The sequence below is a fragment of the Acinetobacter sp. YWS30-1 genome, assembly GCF_033558715.1.
GTDB lineage: Bacteria > Pseudomonadota > Gammaproteobacteria > Pseudomonadales > Moraxellaceae > Acinetobacter.
Genome location: NZ_CP114606.1, coordinates 902,402 through 920,869, shown reverse-complemented (window position 1 = coordinate 920,869; position 18,468 = coordinate 902,402). Strand labels below are relative to the sequence as shown.

The 18,468-nt window shown below is 42.8% G+C and carries 16 protein-coding genes; 9 read left to right on the top strand and 7 right to left on the bottom strand.

Going from position 1 to position 18,468, the window contains the following annotated elements; all coding sequences use genetic code 11:
* Nucleotides 1-96: 96 nt before the first annotated feature.
* Nucleotides 97-771, bottom strand: a complete 675-nt coding sequence (gene mtgA, locus O4M77_RS04180) for a monofunctional biosynthetic peptidoglycan transglycosylase (RefSeq protein WP_004783023.1) — start codon at nucleotides 769-771, stop codon at nucleotides 97-99.
* A gap of 77 nt (nucleotides 772-848) precedes the next feature.
* Between mtgA and O4M77_RS04175 the strand changes: the two genes are divergently transcribed.
* Complete coding sequence (locus O4M77_RS04175) at nucleotides 849-1,679, top strand: rhomboid family intramembrane serine protease (protein WP_323713904.1); 831 nt, start codon at nucleotides 849-851, stop codon at nucleotides 1,677-1,679.
* A gap of 3 nt (nucleotides 1,680-1,682) precedes the next feature.
* Here the strand turns inward: O4M77_RS04175 and O4M77_RS04170 are convergent, their stop codons facing one another.
* Nucleotides 1,683-4,178, bottom strand: a complete 2,496-nt coding sequence (locus O4M77_RS04170) for an ABC transporter permease (protein ID WP_323713903.1) — start codon at nucleotides 4,176-4,178, stop codon at nucleotides 1,683-1,685.
* 1 nt (nucleotide 4,179) lies between these two features.
* The gene (locus O4M77_RS04165; protein ID WP_323713902.1) at nucleotides 4,180-4,905 is read right to left on the bottom strand and encodes an ABC transporter ATP-binding protein; all 726 of its coding nucleotides are present in this window, start codon (nucleotides 4,903-4,905) and stop codon (nucleotides 4,180-4,182) included.
* A gap of 11 nt (nucleotides 4,906-4,916) precedes the next feature.
* Here O4M77_RS04165 and O4M77_RS04160 point away from each other — a divergent pair, with 11 nt between their 5' ends.
* A complete protein-coding gene (locus O4M77_RS04160) occupies nucleotides 4,917-5,546 on the top strand; it encodes an arylesterase (RefSeq protein WP_312318997.1) in 630 nt (209 codons plus the stop codon).
* 34 nt (nucleotides 5,547-5,580) lie between these two features.
* On the opposite strand, the gene O4M77_RS04155 is transcribed toward O4M77_RS04160, so the two are convergent.
* Nucleotides 5,581-6,195, bottom strand: a complete 615-nt coding sequence (locus tag O4M77_RS04155; protein ID WP_323713901.1) for a carbonic anhydrase — start codon at nucleotides 6,193-6,195, stop codon at nucleotides 5,581-5,583.
* Nucleotides 6,196-6,503: 308 nt separating this feature from the next.
* Between O4M77_RS04155 and O4M77_RS04150 the strand changes: the two genes are divergently transcribed.
* From O4M77_RS04150 to O4M77_RS04140, 3 genes are all read left to right on the top strand, one after another.
* Complete coding sequence (locus O4M77_RS04150; protein WP_286965212.1) at nucleotides 6,504-7,541, top strand: alpha/beta fold hydrolase; 1,038 nt, start codon at nucleotides 6,504-6,506, stop codon at nucleotides 7,539-7,541.
* A 14-nt stretch (nucleotides 7,542-7,555) separates the two neighbouring features.
* Nucleotides 7,556-8,563, top strand: coding sequence for a hypothetical protein (locus O4M77_RS04145; protein WP_323713900.1), 1,008 nt, complete (start codon nucleotides 7,556-7,558; stop codon nucleotides 8,561-8,563).
* A 115-nt stretch (nucleotides 8,564-8,678) separates the two neighbouring features.
* Nucleotides 8,679-9,830 (top strand): IS4-like element ISAbe18 family transposase, encoded by a 1,152-nt coding sequence (locus O4M77_RS04140; protein ID WP_323713899.1) that lies wholly within the window; start codon nucleotides 8,679-8,681, stop codon nucleotides 9,828-9,830.
* A 50-nt stretch (nucleotides 9,831-9,880) separates the two neighbouring features.
* On the opposite strand, the gene O4M77_RS04135 is transcribed toward O4M77_RS04140, so the two are convergent.
* Together O4M77_RS04135 and nfuA are read right to left on the bottom strand one after the other, a co-directional pair.
* The gene (locus O4M77_RS04135; RefSeq protein WP_323713898.1) at nucleotides 9,881-11,935 is read right to left on the bottom strand and encodes a TonB-dependent receptor domain-containing protein; all 2,055 of its coding nucleotides are present in this window, start codon (nucleotides 11,933-11,935) and stop codon (nucleotides 9,881-9,883) included.
* A gap of 191 nt (nucleotides 11,936-12,126) precedes the next feature.
* Complete coding sequence (gene nfuA, locus O4M77_RS04130) at nucleotides 12,127-12,765, bottom strand: Fe-S biogenesis protein NfuA (protein WP_034705129.1); 639 nt, start codon at nucleotides 12,763-12,765, stop codon at nucleotides 12,127-12,129.
* Nucleotides 12,766-12,923: 158 nt separating this feature from the next.
* Here nfuA and O4M77_RS04125 point away from each other — a divergent pair, with 158 nt between their 5' ends.
* From O4M77_RS04125 to O4M77_RS04110, 4 genes are all read left to right on the top strand, one after another.
* The gene (locus tag O4M77_RS04125; protein ID WP_004783040.1) at nucleotides 12,924-13,541 is read left to right on the top strand and encodes a rhomboid family intramembrane serine protease; all 618 of its coding nucleotides are present in this window, start codon (nucleotides 12,924-12,926) and stop codon (nucleotides 13,539-13,541) included.
* Nucleotides 13,542-13,657: 116 nt separating this feature from the next.
* Nucleotides 13,658-13,840 (top strand): hypothetical protein, encoded by a 183-nt coding sequence (locus O4M77_RS04120; RefSeq protein WP_257220288.1) that lies wholly within the window; start codon nucleotides 13,658-13,660, stop codon nucleotides 13,838-13,840.
* A 3-nt stretch (nucleotides 13,841-13,843) separates the two neighbouring features.
* Nucleotides 13,844-14,602 carry an ABC transporter substrate-binding protein gene (locus O4M77_RS04115; protein ID WP_323713897.1) on the top strand — a complete coding sequence of 253 codons (759 nt, stop codon included), beginning with the start codon at nucleotides 13,844-13,846 and terminating at the stop codon, nucleotides 14,600-14,602.
* Nucleotides 14,603-14,769: 167 nt separating this feature from the next.
* Nucleotides 14,770-16,311 (top strand): hypothetical protein, encoded by a 1,542-nt coding sequence (locus O4M77_RS04110; protein ID WP_323713896.1) that lies wholly within the window; start codon nucleotides 14,770-14,772, stop codon nucleotides 16,309-16,311.
* 415 nt (nucleotides 16,312-16,726) lie between these two features.
* Here the strand turns inward: O4M77_RS04110 and O4M77_RS04105 are convergent, their stop codons facing one another.
* A complete protein-coding gene (locus O4M77_RS04105) occupies nucleotides 16,727-18,346 on the bottom strand; it encodes an inorganic phosphate transporter (RefSeq protein WP_323713895.1) in 1,620 nt (539 codons plus the stop codon).
* Nucleotides 18,347-18,468 lie beyond the last annotated feature (122 nt).

Below are 18,468 nucleotides of genomic sequence, written 5' to 3'. Positions count from 1 at the left end.
TTTTCAAGTCTTGCTTATTGCTTTTAGTATGCTTCAAATTAATGACATTTTCATAAAAAAAGCCCAAATATTTGGGCTTTATCTTGATATTTTTATTTAAGGGATTTCAGCATAGCGCATATAACGCTGAATCATACGTTTACGTGCTTTTAGTGCAGATGCATTACGATGATCTTCAAAATATTTTGGATTGGTGAGAATCGCTGCCAGGAAGATGGCCTGATCACGGGTCAGGCTCTCTGCAGTCTTACCAAAATAATGTTTGGCTGCCGCTTCTGCTCCATAGATATTGTCTCCAAACTCAATCGAGTTTAAATACACTTCCAGAATACGCTCTTTAGACCACATGCGTTCCATCATCCAGGTCGCGACAGCTTCCTGACCTTTACGCAGGAATGAACGCTTGTTGACAAGGAACAGGTTTTTAGCCAGCTGCTGGGAAATGGTTGACCCCCCTGCCACGACACGGCCTTCATTCTTGTTACGGCTGAGCGCAGTCTGAATACCATCCCAGTCAAAGCCATGATGGTGCATGAATTTTCCATCTTCTGCAGTCACTACCGCCCGCTTGAGATTGGTACTGATTTCATCATAAGGGCGCCACTGATGTTGAATGGGTTTGGAGGGTTCAGTCCAATAATCGATCCGCATCATCATGGTGGTATTCACCGGATTGGTCCGCCACCAGGCTAAACTTGCAAAAATCCACAGTTGAACAAGTAGAATCACACTGACAATCACGAGAAGGGTGCGGGTCAGAAAGGCTTTCATGTCAGTGCGTTACTCCTGAAAATTCAATTTTTCGTGTTAAGCTTATTCGAAATATACAATCACAGCAAAAAAATAGCATGCCTGAATATTCTCCCCCAACAACACATCGCAAACTGGAAATGCAGCTCTGGTGGATGACCGCACTCCTGATCTGTATCAATGTCGGCCTGTTTGGCTGGCAGGTTCTGAATGGAATAGACATCACACAGCCAAGTTCTCCAGATGCCATTCGCTGGGGAGCAGATTATGCACCTTTAACGTATTTAGCGGAACCCATACGCCTGTTTAGTAGCATGTTTTTTCATTTTGGCTTAATTCACCTGATGTTGAATATGTGGGCACTGTATATTTTTGGTAGTGTCGCTGAACAAATTTTTGGCCGGGTCTATTTTACAGGTCTTTATATTTGTGCCGGCCTGATGGGTAGCTTGCTCAGTGGCTATATGAGTATCCAGGACAGTTATGCCTTAATCGAAGGCGGTGTAGCCAATCCTGGCTTATTGCCGGGTGTTAGTGCGGGTGCTTCGGGTGCAGTCATGGGTCTCGGTGCCTCCCTGACTGTTCTATCTTTACTGCCAATGTTGCCCCGTCAGCCTTTTATTCTGGATAAAAAGACGCTCGTAATGATCATGGGCCTTAACCTGGCGATGGGCTTTATGATTAGCGGAATTAACAATGCCGCACATATTGGCGGCATGATCATGGGGGCCGGACTGACAGCGCTCTGGTATCTCGGTCAGAAAATGCAGCGTGGCCGTCTAGTCAGTCTGGTTGCCTTACTGTTCGGCGTCGCTGCCTGTGTCGTACTGTATCAATATAATCTGGCCCTGCTTGAACCGATCCGCCCATTCTGGCAAGAAATTTTACAAATGCTACAACAGCAGTTGGCGGATCAACCCGTAAGATAAATCTTATTGATTCATCTCACGCAGGCTTTGCAAGGGCGGAATCTCGGAAAGATAACTCAGACGATAACGCCCGATCAGGGTACATAACACAGTCATAAATACAGGCAGGATAATCCAGATTTCCCAATGGGGCTGAATGATCAGATCCATCTTATAGCTGGCAATGGCGCTGATCACTTCTGCAAACAGACATGAAACAATACCGGCGAATAGTCCGATAAAACCGATTTCCAGACTCATCATGGTTTTCAGCTTCTGTTTGGAACTACCAAAAGACCGGAGCAAAGCCACTTCACGTTTACGTTCATCCATGAGCAGGTTTAGACAGGCCATCAGTACCAGAAAACCGGATACACTGACCAGCACAGCCAGAATGGTAATGATCTGTACCAGCACATTCACAATTCGTTTGATTTCTTCCAGAATCAGGCTGACATCAATAAATACCGTATTCGAAAAACGCTGAACCAGATTCACCAGTTTATCTTTGTCTGTTTCCGGTACATAGAAGCTGCCCAGATAACTGCCCGCATTGGCATCCATAGTATTCGGTGCAAAGATAAAGAAGAAGTTTGGACTAAAACTCTCCCACTCTACCGTTCTGAGATTCACCACTTTGGCTTCGAGTATGCCTTCAGGCAGGCTAAAGCTGAGCTTATCTCCCAGTTTGATGCCCAGCTCTTGTGCAGTATTGGCTTCGACCGAAACCTCACCCGGCTGTTTCAATCCTGCCTCCCCTTGCACAATGACATTATCCTGAGGATAGCGATCCGACTGGGTCAGATTCAGTTCACGTCTTAAGGTATTACTCTTTTTGACCAGTTCAGCAGCAAAAGGATGATCATTTTTCGCTACCAGACGCCCGCGAATATTGGGATAAAGCGGCGTGCTTTTCCAGCCATTCTGTTCTAACTGAGCTTTTAAGTCAGGCATATCAAAAGGCGGCAGACCATAGACAAACTGGTTGGGTGTCCCTTCCGGCAACTGTTGCTGCCATCGATCAAGTAAATCTGTACGCAGTACAGCCAGCACACTAATCAAACTGAGTCCTAAAGCTAAGGCAGTAATCTGTAAAGCGGTCTGATACGGTGTCCGTACATAGGCAGATAGATTGAATTTCAGATTACGCAGCAGTTTTAAAATACTCCAGACCGTAAAATACAGAACAGCACAAAGCAGAATAATGGCCCCAATCACCCAAGCTGTCAGCACGATATTTTCCGTTAAAATCACACTGAAAATAATCAGACTTAAGGTTCCGGTCAGTAACATCCACAACATCGAATGGACGGATTTTTCCTGCTGACGAATGACCCGAATCGGAGGAGTATTTAAGAGTTGAAACAGACTCGGCATGACAAAGCCCAGTAACACCACTGCACTGGTCAGCATGGCAATTGGCAAGGGCCCCAGCAGCATCGCCGTAGCAGAGAACTCAAGCTGCAAGTTTGGAATCAGCTGTAGCATGAGTTGCAGCAAGCCATAACCTAATGCAACACCTATCACGCTACCAATCAGCATGGCGATTAAAAGCACTAAACCCAGCAAAGCCAGATAAGCGGCCAGAATCTGATTTTTGGTCGCGCCAATACAACGCATCAGGGCAATATGATCCTGGTTCTGCTGTACATAGCGTTGTGCGGTTAAAGCAATGGCAATCCCGCATAATAAAATGGTGAGAATATTGGCCAGTTGCAGAAAAGTATCCAGATTGGCAATTGGTTTCATTAAACGGGTATTGCCTTCGCTTGCATTACGCAAGCGTAGACTGCCCTGCTGTTCCAGTTCTTGTCCCTCAACCTCAGCATCTGCTTCACCTGAAGTTCCATTTTCAGATTTTATCTTTTGCTTGAACCAGGTTTCATATTGCCGGGTATCGGCTGGATTGCCTGCCATTAATAAGCGGTAATCAATCCGGCTACCGACCTGAATCGCATTGGTGCGCGCCACTTCTGATTGAGCAATAATCACAGTCGGCGAAAAGCCAGAAAAACCCAGCTCCTGATTAGAATCCTGCTCAATTTTTGCAGTAACCTTAAATTTGGCATCGGCGATATTCAGTTCATCACCCAGTTTGACCTTGAGCAGATCCATGGCCCGTGAACTCAGCCAGATTTCCCCCGCTTGGATTTTATCTGCTGCAGGCTGAACCCGTAGCTCTCCTCGTAAAGGAAAAGCCTGATCAATAGCCTTAACATTGACCATGACAAACTGATCATTGGTATAAGCCATCGTACTGAAAAATGTGACTTCAGATTGCTGTAAATCGAGCTGCCTGGCCTGATCACGCCATTCCTGAGCTAGCGGCTCATTATCAGAAAGTACCAAATCTCCCGCCAGCATTTCAGCTGCCTGTAAAGCAACGGCGTTCTGAATCTGTTCATTACTGAACTTGAGCGCCGTTGTGGCGCTAATGGCTAAGGTCAAAGCAATAATCAACAGATAAATCCCTGTCGTATTAAAACTTTGTCTGAGTAAAGGACGAAACAGATGCTGCATATCAGCCTCCACTCGCATGTTCAATCAGCTGACCATTGACCAGTCCAAAATGACGCTGGCATTGTCGGGCCAGATCAGGATCATGGGTAACCAGAACCAGCGTAGTGCCTAATTCACGATTCAACTGAAAGAGCAGCTGTTCGATTTCTTGGGCAGTTTCCCCATCCAGATTACCTGTCGGTTCATCAGCAAAAATGATTTTGGGTTCACTGACCAATGCGCGGGCAATGGCGACACGTTGCTGCTCCCCACCCGACAGTACTTTTGGTGTTTGCTGAGCCTGACGGTCTAATCCGACCTTTTGTAGCAATGCCAGCGCCTTTTGTTCGGCATCACTATATTTAAAATCTAGCTGTAAACGTAAAGGCAGCATGACATTTTCAAGCGCAGTAAGATGAGGTAAAAGCTGGAAAGACTGAAATACAAAGCCAATATTTTTTAGCCGGACTAAAGCACGCTGTTCTTCATTCAAGCTCGATACCAGCTCCCCACAAACCGTTAACTGCCCGGCACTGGCCTGATCCAAAGTGGCCAAAATGCCCAGTAAAGTCGACTTTCCTGAACCGGAACGTCCGGTAATGGCGACCTGTTCTCCAGTCAAAATTTCCAGCGAAAGATCTTCAAAAATAGTCAGTTGTTTTTGTGAAAGTTGTATCTTTTGTGTCAATTTCTGGGCAGAAATAATCGCTTGTGGCATGATGGTCGAATCGTTGCTGCTTTGAATCATACGTGTCCTATATGAAAGATCTAAATCAGAAAAATCGTGTATTGCCTTGCCTGGTATTCTTTGGACTGTGCCTGATTCCTTTTAGTCTGTCGGCAAAGACCATTATGATTGTGGGTGACAGTATAAGTGCTGGTTATGGCATGCAACCACAGCAAGGTTGGGTACATTTATTACAAAAGCGTTTGGACCAACACTATCCGAAACAGCATAAAGTGGTCAATGCAAGTGTGAGCGGTGAAACCACCAGTGGTGCCTTGGCAAGGCTGCCGAAACTGCTACAGACGCACCGTCCAGATATTGTGGTGATTGAGCTTGGCGGGAATGATGGCCTGCGTGGACAGCCACCCCAAATGATTCAAAAAAATTTAGCAGCTCTGGTACAACAAAGTCAGAAAGCCAAGGCGAATGTGGTTGTTTTTGGAATGAAAATGCCACCAAATTATGGCCAGGCATATAGTAAGGCTTTTGAAAATAACTATAAGGTGGTCAGTCAGCAGTATAAGGTCAAACTACTACCCTTCTTTATGCAAGGCGTCGCTGGTAATAAAAGTCTGATGCAACAGGATCAGATTCATCCCAACACCAAAGCCCAGTCTATTTTATTAAATAATGCTTATCCTTATATTAAAGGCGCCCTCTAAGGCGCCTTTAACTGAATCAAATCTTAAAGTTTCCTTAGAAGTCAAAGAAAGTTACTTCACCGGTTTCAAGTGAATATTCTGCACCAATCACCTGTAGCTTACCTTTAGCAATCAGGCTTTCCAGAACTGCAGAACCATGACGTAATTGGTTTACTGAAGCAAACACATTAGAGCGCACTGCATGTTTAGACAGTTTATTCAGGTCATCTTTCAGTTCAGTCTGCATTAGAATTTCAACTGATGGACGTACACGGTTCACGATTGACATCAGATTTGCAGATGGCGGTGTTGCCGGATTGGTTAATGCTTCAATTGTTGAATGAATAGCGCCACAATGCGTATGACCCAAAACAATCACAACCGGACAGCCAAAACTTTCTGCTGCGAATTCGACACTGCCGACTTGAGACGGTGCAACAATATTACCTGCTACCCGAATGACAAACAGATCACCTAACCCTTGGTCAAAAACCATTTCTGCGGGTACACGTGAATCTGAACATCCTAAAACAATAGCAAATGGTTCCTGACTTTCTGCCATCTCAGCACGTTGCTGATGCGATAATAATTTTAAATGCTGCGTTTCACCATTGACAAAGCGCTGGTTACCCTTTTTAAGACGATCTATAGCTTCCTGAGCTGTGAGCATTCTTTTTTACCATCGATGTTTTTAGTGGGAATATCTTACTGCTAGATTTTTTGAATGTCACTTGCAAAAAAAATTAGCTGTAAAATTTTTAGCTCTTTGATGATTTATTGTTCTGGGAATTTTTCTGTGAAGTTCATCACGTTTTTTGGGCATTTTTTCTGCTCAAGCTAATAATTAACAGATGTACAATATTAAGGAATGCTTTAAAATAAGTGAAAGATTACGATTTGATTCATCTATAAATTGCAAATCGATAACACGGAAGTATTTTGAGCGTTTTTGCTCAGTTTTTTCAGGGGACAGTGCTAATGAAGAAAATAATAAAATTGCGCTCAAAAATTATCTATTCCACTTTAGTCGCTCTGGGTCTCAGCCTATCTAGCCTGAGCCATAGCCAATATCTGTTTACGCCGCCGAAAGCCAAATCTGCCGAAGTTTTACAGCTTTACCTGAGCCAGCAACGCATCCAGGCGGGTCTACAATCCAAAACCTTGAAAGTCGGGGATGTGACTTGGAGTTATAGCGAAGGCGGTGCAAAAAACAAACCCTCGATTATCCTGATTCATGGCCTAGCAGGCACACGCGACAATTGGAATCGTGTCGCCCAGTTTTTGACTCCGTATTATCATGTCATCATTCCAGATTTGCCGAGCAATGGCGATACTCGAGTTCCAGCAGATTTTGATTTGTCTGTACCCAATGTCACTTCGCAATTACGTACTTTTGTCGAAACCCTGAAGATTGAAAAAAATCTGCATGTGGCCGGTCATTCTTTGGGCGGTTCAATTGCGACAGTTTATGCATCCCAATACCCTTTCGATACCCAAAGCCTGTTTCTAGTAAATAGTGCCGGCATCTATAAAATGGGCAATACGCCTTATACCAAAGACCCACATGCGCTCAAAGATCTGATTGTCAGTAAACCGGGCGATCTGGAAGATGTCTCCAAACAGCTGATGCAGAATCCACCAGCGATGCCTTACCAGTTAAGACATGCGCAGGAAAAACTGTTGATTGCCCGTTCGGAACAAACCAGCAAATCGATTGATCAGGTGGTAATGCTCAACCGGCTGTATACGCCTGATACCTTTGCCCGTCTGACCCGTACAGTGGAAGCCCCGACTTTAATTTTATGGGGAAAACAGGATCGAATTATTAATGTCGAAGTGGTGAAAGAGCTATATTCTTTATTGAAACGTGCTGAAACTCCGGTAATTTTAAATAATGTTGGTCATATGCCGATTCTGGAAGCAGAGAAACAGGTTGCCCAACATTATTTGCCTTTCCTGGCCAAGACACAGACCCTAAAAAATCCACTTGCTGATAAACTCATTCCTTTCAATTAAGTTTCAGAGAAGTTATGCAGAAACACCCGATGATTGAGCAGTTGATTGATGCTCAACTTGATTTTCTTGATCAGGTATTTTCTCAATCTGAAACCATTCAAAGCGAGTTTCATGAGTTTTATCTCTGGTTGCGCAAGCAGACCCTAAAAGATCTGTGGAGCTGTGAACTGATCAATCAGCTGCTACAAAAGCAGATTCTGGATACTGCTGCCAGTTCTTTTCTAATTGAGCAGATTGCCGAACATATCCGTTTTGCACTGGTCCATCCGGCCAATGATACAACCAAAATCGCCGATGTCATTCCGGTACTGACCATAGATAAAATTGCACAATATGTGGCCAGCAAAAGTGGTCATCGTCAGCGCCTAATCAAAGCGGTGGTGAATAATCCTGCTTTTTCAGCCATGATTACGCAACTGATCCAACATTCGATTCAGGATTATCTGGATAATTCTGTGATTGCCAAGAGTGTTCCGGGCGTTTCCCGCTTCATGAAAATGGGCAAATCTGTTCTGGAAAATGTTACGGATTCCAGTCTGGACAATACAGTTGCCCGTTATTTGCAAAAAAATATTTTAAAACTCAGCCAAATGAGTGAGCATGTGCTGAACCAGCACTTTGATGATGACAAGCTATACCATTTTCAGGCCAATCTCTGGCATAAGATCAAAGACATGCCGCTGTCCGTGCTCAAGAACTATATTGAAACCCAGGATCTGAACCAGACGGTAAGTTTGGGGCACGAAATCTGGGATCATATGCGCCAGACGGAATATATGCAGCAGCAACTGCATGACGGGATTTATACCTGGTATGTACGCAATCAGGAACATACATTTGATCAGTTATTACGAGATCTGAATATTGATGAATCGTTGATTCAATATGAACTGAATGAATCGCTAACACCGATAATTCAGCAGATGATTCATCAGGGCTATTTACGTGAACGTGCCCGTGCCTATCTGGCAAAATTCTATTATGCTGAAAATACCTTAAAAATTTTAAAGGTTGCAGAATAAAAAAAGCCGCTTTAAAGCCACTGCTGTCCCATAGTTTGCTTTAAATAAAAAAACCTGAGTCCTAACAGTTAAAATATGAGTGCAAACAAACACTTTAACGACCAGGATTCAGGTTTTGTTACATCAGAATACCGTATTTCATGAGCTAATTAAACCTGTTGTGCGACAGGATTTTGAACAACTTGCTAAAGTGCACCATGTTGGACAGAAATTTAGAGCGGCTTCCCGGTGGGATCAGTTTATTGCCATATTGATGTCTCAATTCTCTTGTAGGCAAAGTCTGAGAGATATTCAATCCAATTTGGAGTGCCAACAGGAAAAGCTAAGTCATCTCGGAGCAAAGTCTATTCCCCGAAGCACGCTGGCACGAATCAATGAGCAGCAGCCTGCTGCCTTGTATCAACAGCTATTTTACAAGTTGCTTAAATACTATGACCACTCAAAAGTCGCTCATAAATTTCGCTTTAAGAATCCCTTGTATTCCTTGGATGCCAGTCATATTGACCTGTCGCTTTCCTTATGTGAATGGGCCAAAGTTCACGACTCAAAAGCCAGCATGAAACTCAGTATAGGATTGAATCACAGCAATGATATTCCTGAGTTTGTTGCAGTTGAAAATGGCAAAGAAAATGACATGGTACAAGGCCGCAAATTCCAGTTTCCTGCTGGCAGCATTGTAGTTTTTGATAAAGGCTATGTCGATTACCAATGGTATGCAAATCTGACTGCTCAAAACATTGGATTTGTCACACGTTTTAGGCCTAAATCTGTGTATCAGGTGATCCAGCAACATCCAGTGCTTGAATCCAAAGGTATTCTAAAAGATGAAACCATTCAGCTGAATAGCGCACATGCCCTAAAAAGAAAAGCCCCAGTGTTAAGAAGAATTGAATATAGAGATCAGCAAAGTGGCAAGCACTTTAGCTTTCTCAGCAATAACTTTCATTTAGCCGCCTCCACCATTGCGGCGATTTATAAAGATCGTTGGAAAGTTGAGCTGTTCTTTAAGGCGATTAAGCAGAATCTCAAATTAAAAGCGTTTCTAGGCCGCAGCAGGAACGCAATTCAGACACAAATCTGGATTGCGATGATCGCCTATTTATTGGTGAGTTTCGCTCAACATTTAGGAAAAACAGGTTGGACAGTTCAACGTTTACTCAGAATAATTCAAGTGAATTTGTTTGAAAGAAGAACTTTAAAAGCTTTATTTTCACCCGATAAAATACCCATAAAACAAGAGGAAGCTCATTTGAGCTTCCTCTTGTGAAAAATTGTGGGACAGCAATGGCTTTAAAGCGGCTTTTTCATATCTATGAATTAGAATTTGATATTCATACCCACGGTGTATCTACGACCATCAAGTACAATGTCATAATCGCCATTGGTAATTTCTTTATTTGCAATGTTATAAATACCAGCGGTCAACCTTAAGTTATCTGTCGCTTTAAAGACTGCACCGGCATCAAAAGTACCATATCCCGGTGTCCCATTATCCATAGAAGTACGGCTTAAATAATCACTGGTTTTGCCACGGTAATTATAGTCCATCCAGGTCGTCCAGGTATCTGAAACATCATAATCCAGACCGACATTCAGCATATGTTTTGGCATTTTATTTAAAGGCTGGCCTTTAAATTCGCCACTTTTTTGCTCAGTTTTTGTATAAGTATAACTTGTACTCGCGTGAAGATTATCCAGTACATCATAGTCTAATGTGAATTCAGCACCTTTCATTTCTGCATCGGAAACGTTTTTCATTTGGCTAACAAATCGATATGGCTTGCCATTTGCCGAACATTTCCATTCTTCTACAGGAGAACTATTTGTTGTTCCTGGCGTGTCACATAAACGATCTTCAACAATTTTATCTTTAAAATCAGATTTAAAGACCATTAAACTGCTTGTTAAACCAAGTTCAGGAGCCGAATAGTTAAATCCGAATTCATAGCTCGTACTTTTTTCTGGAGACAAATCAGGGTTACCAATGATGACAGCACTGCCTTTTCCTGTTCTGCTACCAAAACCTTCTGAAATTTGGCTAATCGTTGGTTGTTTATAGCCTGTACTTACACCACCTTTCAAAGTTAAAGCATCAGTTAAATGATAAACACCATAGACGCGCGGTGTAATTTCACCACCAAAGTATTCATCTTTATTGTAGCGGGCGCCCACAGTTAAAGCGAAATCATCGGTAATGCTCCACTCATTTTCTGCATATAAGGCAAATAACCAACGGTCGAGTGAAGTGACCCCAGTAATATCGGCTAGACCATTTGTGGTATCAGTAATTTTTTCTTTTTGATATTGACCACCCACTGTTAATGCATGGTTACCCAAAAAGAATGAGCCTTGTGTATTAAAGACTTTTAATTCTTCATTTTTTTCGTCAGCAACGACACCACTATAAACTTTTTTAGTTGTCTCATCTTGATAGTATGAATCAAGGGTAAAATTATCGTAACGTGCTTTATGCGTTAAGGTATATAGATTTTTCTCATTTTCATTGATAGAGGCTTGAGTGGCAACATCCACACTTTTACCCAGTGTTGTAGTGTACTGCTGCCCTGTAAAATCATATCTCAAACCAATATCGTTATGTTCATCGACATTCCAAACCAGTTCAGTACCGAGCTTTCTCACTTTCTTCTCAGACTCACTTGAACCAGATTTTTGCCCTTCTCCACCGACAAAGTCACTTTCGTCATTCCCCTGGAAGTTACCATCTATACTTAAAGATAATTTATCTTGAATTAATGGGCCTGTGACATACATGCTGACGCCATAACTATCATTTGCATAATCATTATCAGACTTCGTATATTCAGGAGAAATACTTCCATACCAATTACTAGCAGACGCTTTTTTAGTAATAATATTAATTACACCACCCATAGCATCTGAACCATAAAGTGATGACATTGGACCACGTACGACTTCGATCCGTTCAATCATGTTAATTGGTGGTAAATATGCACCAATTTTCCCACCGTCTGTACCATTACCATTCACTGCCCTACCGGCGCTAATTGGTCTGCCATCAACAAGGTATTTCGTATAGGTTGCACCCATACCTCGGATTGTAATCTCTTTATTATTGCCGCCACCTTGCACAGAGACGCCTGGCATATTTTTTACAGCATCAATTACATCTGTATATGATTTTTTTTGTAATTCTTCCGCGGTAATGACTGAAATAGAAGCGGGTGCATCTGCAATATTTTGTTCAAAACCGCCCGCTGTGGTTACCACAATGGTCTGCAATTTAGTAGTTTCAGTCTGTAATGTTGCTTTTTGTTCTTCAGTTACCTGGTCTTGTGCTTGTACTGAAACAGCTAATGCTGAAAGCACTGCAAAGGCCAAAGTCGATTTCATAAACGGCTTACTCATATTCGAAGGTGCCCCAAAAGTTGATTTATGAAGAAATATTGCTGGAATTGTGACGCATTGTATCAAATGTAACTATAAATACAATTAGTATTGATAATTACTATCATTATTAAATCTAGATAAAAAAATACCCCGAGCATTCGAGGTATTTCTTACAAGCTAATTTTATTAGAGACTTATTTGAAATAAGCACCTTCAGCTTGGGTATGGTCAGTTTGGTCAACCACACGTGCCAATTCAGGAATATGCTGTTTCAAGGTTGTTTCAACGCCTTGTTTTAAAGTCACATCAATTGCTGAACAGCCCTGGCAACCACCACCAAACTTAAGAACTGCAGTTAAGCCATGCTCAGGATCTTCAATCACTTCAACCAGTGCACAGTTACCACCGTGACCTGCCAGACCCGGGTTAATTTCTGACTGAAGCACATAGGTAATACGCTCTTCTACAGAGGCATCAGGACCGACGCGTGGCACTTTAGAGTTTGGTGCACGGAAAGTCAGCTGACCACCAAAACGGTCTTTATTGTAGTCAATAACTGCATCTAGCAAGTATGGAATTGACGGAGAGTCAATATAGGCCGGAAAATCTGGATATTCCTGCTTATAGTCTGTAGGTACAACCTCATCAGGTGCACTATAAGCCATGCAACATTCAGCGCGCGGTGTACCCGGATTTTCTACAAACACACGTACGCCAATACCTGGTGTATTCTGTTTGTCCAATAGATCCTTTAAATACTCTTGTGCTGTCGGTGTAATCAAAAGATTTGGAATTTCTTCTGCAACCGGAGTGTTGCTGTTCTCAGTCGACATAACAATAATTTCCTCAAGCTGAAGCTGCTATTTTAACTGAAGATGCGGGGTAATTATAAAAATTCAACCAAAATTGTCGGATTTATTATAAAAGTCGCACTTTAGATTTGTTTTAATGGCATGATCATTGTCAAATAGATAGAACCAGAATTACTTATATGCTTGATTTACCTTTTAATCATACTGTCACTATTATTCTGATCACCTGTATTGTTTCTTTTATTGCTTTTTCAAAAGAAACGGTAATGAATCGTCTGATTTTCTGGCCGCCTGCCATGCAACGTGGTCAATATGACCGCTTCATTACCCATGGTTTTATTCATGCAGATGGCACGCATTTACTGTTCAATATGATCACGCTGTTCTTTTTCGGCAGTATTATTGAAAGTTTTTATCGGCAGTATTTATATGATCTGGGCTTTATCCTGTTTTATCTGGGTGGTCTGGTTGCAGCGATTCTGCCAAGTTATCTGAAACATAAAAATGATGCGCGCTGGGCCAGCTTGGGTGCTTCCGGTGCAGTATCCGCCGTTCTGTTCGCTTACATTCTATTTGAGCCATGGAAGCTGATTTTCGTATTCTTTATTCCAGTCCCTGCGATTATTTTTGCTGTTTTATATGTGGCCTATAGTATCTGGTCGGGCAAACGCGGCAACAGTAATATCAATCACAGTGCCCATCTGTGGGGTGCAGCTTATGGTGTGGTGATGACGATTATTCTGGAGCCGCGACTTATTCCACATTTCCTGAATAAACTAACCCAAATCCCTTTCTAAAGTCTTGGATGATTAAGAAGGGATAGCCAGTATCCCTTTTTTAATCATTCACATATGAAAATGATTTTCATTTCCAAAAATTATGCTAATCTTGTCGCGAATTTAGAGGAATAAACATGAAATTTAAGACTTTAGCACTTGCCACAATATTAGGACTGACAACTTCCTTTACAGTTTCTGCACAGGTCACTTTCGACTATAAAGACCAAAATATTCAACTCAAAAAAGCCCCGAAAAAGATCGCAGTATATGACCTTTCGGCACTGGATACCTTGAATGCACTAGGGCTTGAAGCTTAACTGGTGCCTGCAGCAAACTTTGTAGGCAACTTAAGCAAATACCAGCAGGACAAATTCACCAAAGCTGGTTCACTGTTCGAACCGGATCTCAATGTACTAAAAACTGCAAAACCTGATCTGATTATTGTCGGTGGCCGTTCGGCTTCTAAAGCCGAGGCAGTTAAAGGTATTGCTCCGACTTTAGATCTTTCTCCAGATACTAGCCAATATATTGTCGATCTGACGGAACGTACCCATGTCTTGGCTCGTGCATTTGGTAAAGAGAAAATTGCTACTGAAAAGCTCGGTAAAATTGCAACGCTGCAGCAACAGCTTAAAAAGCAAACTGAAGACAAAACTGCACTGATGTTGTTTGCGGTTGGTGAAAACTTTATGCCACATGCAGAAAATGACCGTTTTGGCTTTGTTTATGAATTAGCAGGTTTTAAACCAGTCTTGGATCCATCTGAACAGTCTAATGCACCCCGTCCAGAAGCCGGCTCTCCGGAAGCATTGAAAGCAGCGGAGAAAAATGTTCAGCGTATTACAGCAGCCGTTGAGAAGAATCCTGATTACATCATTATCCTGGATCGTGGTGCGGTGAATACCCAGAAATACACCGCTCAGGATAATATTCAGAAACACCCTGCCCTAAAAAATGCCAAAGCCTTGGCAGAGAAAAAAGTGATCTATGTGAATGCTGATGCTTGGTACATCACTGGTGCGGGTTTGGACAATACCGCTTTCATGCTGGAAGAACTGATCAAAGGCACAGCGAATTAATTTTTAACCCATTACTAAAAAGGAAGCTTCAAGCTTCCTTTTTATTTGAAACATCTAGTAATAAATTAAGACCCAAGACTGGAATTTAATGCCAACTCAGGAAGCAACTTAGCAGCGATAATGTATACATCTGTATATTAATTGCTGTAAATCGCGAGATATTTTGCATGTCCACTTCCCTAGACGGTCTTCAATTTCCCATTTCTGCTTCACAACAAAAACCAAGCACATCGAAAATCGGCCGTAATATTATTTCTGAAGCCTTAGGCGCAGTCGATCCTGTACATGCTACCGCAGCGCAGCAGGAAAAGAACTGGCGTAAGCAATATCCGCTGCACTTTAAACATCTGGTTGAAGATGGATTACGCTCTGCGGGTGCAGCACTGAGTATTGCCAAGCAAGGTCTGGAAACTGCACATGCCAGCTTTGAATTTTATCGTGATGGCCAGAAGCATCTACTGAAAGATGTCATGTCTTTACCAGCGCAGAACCTGAATACTTTCCAGCTGAAAGGCCAGTCTGAAAAAGCCCCAGAATGGTATGTGCCTTATCATGGCAAAAAACTGCAAGGACAAGCATTACTGGATCAGATCCAATCATGGGAAGAGCGTGGCATTGTCGAGCCAAGTCATGCCAATGCGCTACGTGAATGTATTGCTCATCCGGAATGGTTTGACCTATCCGATCGTACCACTGTTCTATTTGGTGCCGCTTCTGAAGCAGGTCCACTAACCTGGTTGTCGAAATGGAAAGCCAATATTGTCGCGATTGACCTGCCGAATACTCGTGTCTGGGGCAAGATTTTAGATACAGTAAGTCAAGGCAACGCTACTTTATATGCACCATCAGTTGAAGCCCTTCCTGCTGATACTTCACTGGAAGTTTTAAAAGAAAAACTCGGTGCCAACCTGCTCACCCAGATTCCTGAAATTGCTCAATGGCTGATTCAGTTTGAACAGGATCTGGATCTCGCGGCGATTGCTTATCTGGACGGTGAAAAGCACGTACGTGTTTCCATGGCGATGGATGCCATTATGAAATATGTCAGTGAGCAGAAAGCCAATACCAGCCTGATGTATATGTGCACCCCGACGGATGTATATGCAGTTCCAGAAGAAGTGGTGCAGGCTTCACAAAGCAAATACCAGCAGTTATCGAAACTGGAAAGTACCTTAACCAAAGGCATTTCACTGATTTCACGCAAGCATTTTTTCCAGAAGAATGAACAGGATCTGTTTAAGGTTGGCGACAAGTCCTATGGTGTTTGCGACTGTCTGGTCGTTGAGCAAGGTCCAAACTATGCACTGGCTAAACGCATCCAGCAATGGCGTGCAACATTGGCTCGTGCTAACGGGCAGCAAGTGAGCATCAATATCGCTCCTTCAACCACAACTTATTCAGTGACCAAGAATCCGTTATTAAAAGCTGCATTTAACGGTGCCAGCCTGTTTGATGTAGAAGCATTCGCTCCTGAAACCACCAATGCGATTATGGCTGCACTGTGGATTCATGACTTACGCAACTCTGAGTCTGTTGCAAATCCTGATGTACAACTTAATCATCCACTTGAATTGATGATGTCAGGCGCGAATCATGGCGGTTTATGGCGTGTGGCTTATCTGGCACGTACTGCTCTGCCTTTTGCTGCGTTGTATGGTTTTGCAACGGATAAACTACCGAAAGGGTTGTTGGGTAAGTTGAAGAAGTAATTTTTTCTGAAATAAAGACGAAATCAATTTTATTGGTCAGGCGACATGCATGTCGCCGTTAGGCTGTGATATAGGGACATATCATCAGCCTAACAAAAGATTTTTGTTACCTTGCGAAGTGCACTTCTCATCTTTCAAAAGTAAGGCTAAGAAATACTCATTTTTTACATTTAGTTGAAATTAGCTATTAATCCTTCTATTAAAGTACTTTTAGCCTTCTGATTACCCTCACCCCCTTGCGCAGCAATGCTACTCATCCCATAGGGAGAGGGAGCATCCCTTATATTTCTAAAAGCCATGAGATAATAAAAAGTCTCTTATTTCCAGAAAGAAAATCGCTATTTCTTAAGGCTAAAACTTTTCTAGCACCCATAAAAAAACGCTGCCTAAGCAGCGTTTTTTACATCGAATCTTCTTAGAAAACTTTCAGAAGAATCCAGTACAAACCACCTGATAAACAGATCGTTGCTGGCAGTGTAAATACCCAGGCAGACAGAATCGATTTTACCATTTTGAAATTCAGGCCGGACTTATTCGCCACCATCGTACCTGCAACTGCAGAGTTCAGGACATGAGTGGTAGAAACCGGCATACCAAAGCCATCAGCAGCAGCGATCGTAGACATGGCTACCAGTTCGGCAGACATCCCCTGACCATAAGTCATGTGCTCTTTACCGATCCGCTCACCGACAGTTACGACAATTCGTTTCCAACCCACCATGGTACCTAAACCCAATGCCAAGGCTGTTGCCACTTTCACCCAGGTCGGAATGTATTGCAGGAATGAATCCAAGTTGTCTCGATACTCATCAACGGTTTTTTCCTGAGCCTCGCTCATTGCCGGTAAAGCTTCTGCTTTGTCCAGACGTTTAAATGCTGTGGTGCTCAGGTACATGTCGTTACGGAATTCTGAAACTTGTGCTTCTGGAACATCCTTGATGTTGCTGTAGCTACCAACTTTATCACCCAAATGATCGGTCAGACTTGCCAGTGCAGGAACAACCTCAGCATTCAATTCTTTGGTTTGAATGTATGTGGTAATGATGGCACGTGCTTTTTCGTTCGGAATATCTTCATGCTGCGGATAAATCGCATCAGCCGTTTGCGCAGACAACTGGCCAAAAGACTGGATATGAGCTGCATCCAGATTTTTGTTTAATGAATATGCCAAAGGTACACAGCCGATCAGGATCAGCATGATCAGGCCCATACCTTTTTGACCATCGTTTGAACCATGCGCGAAGCTTACACCAGTACAGGTAAAGATCAGAATGGCACGAATCAGCGGTGGTGGTGGTTTGTTGCCTTCAGGTGGCTTAAACAATTCAAGTTGCTTTCTGAAGATCTTTTTCACCAGCAGGAATAGCACTCCAGCAAAAGCAAAACCGATCAAAGGTGAAAACAGCAATGCTTTACCAACTTTCAGCACCTGTTCCATATCCACACCAGAAGCACCACCACCTGAATTCAACAGGTAGTTCATGATACCTACCCCCAGAATCGAACCGATCAGGGTATGTGAACTGGAAGCGGGAATGCCAAGGAACCAGGTACCCAAATTCCAGAGAATCGCGGCAATCAGCATGGCAAAAACCATAGCGAAACCGGCACCTGTGCCGACATTCATAATCAGCTCGACAGGCAATAATGCAATGATCCCATATGCAACAGCACCACTGGCCACCATTACCCCAAGGAAATTACAAAAACCTGCCCACATGACTGCAACCGGTGCAGACAATGCATTGGTATAAATCACGGTCGCAACCGCATTGGCCGTGTCGTGAAAACCGTTGACGAATTCGAAGCCTAGCGCAATGAATAACGCCGTGCCTAAAAGAAGCATTGAATACAGACCGATCGGTGGGACATGAGCTAAATCTGAAGTCAATTGGAAGCCGATATAGATCAGCGTGGAGATAATTAGAGTCAGAAACACCGGCATAAAAAATTTCGGTGTGGGCACATGAACATTGGCCGGCTTATCAGAAGGCGACTGTTGTGCTGAACCTAAGGGAGTTTGATTAGAATTCATGCAAGCAGGAATAGAGGATTCAAGAATCCCCATATTGTTCAGTTAAATTGTGACAATTATATGACAAAGTGCTGTCATATAAACCAGTTTTTTAGACTTTCTCGTTGCCGTTTATCCTGTAA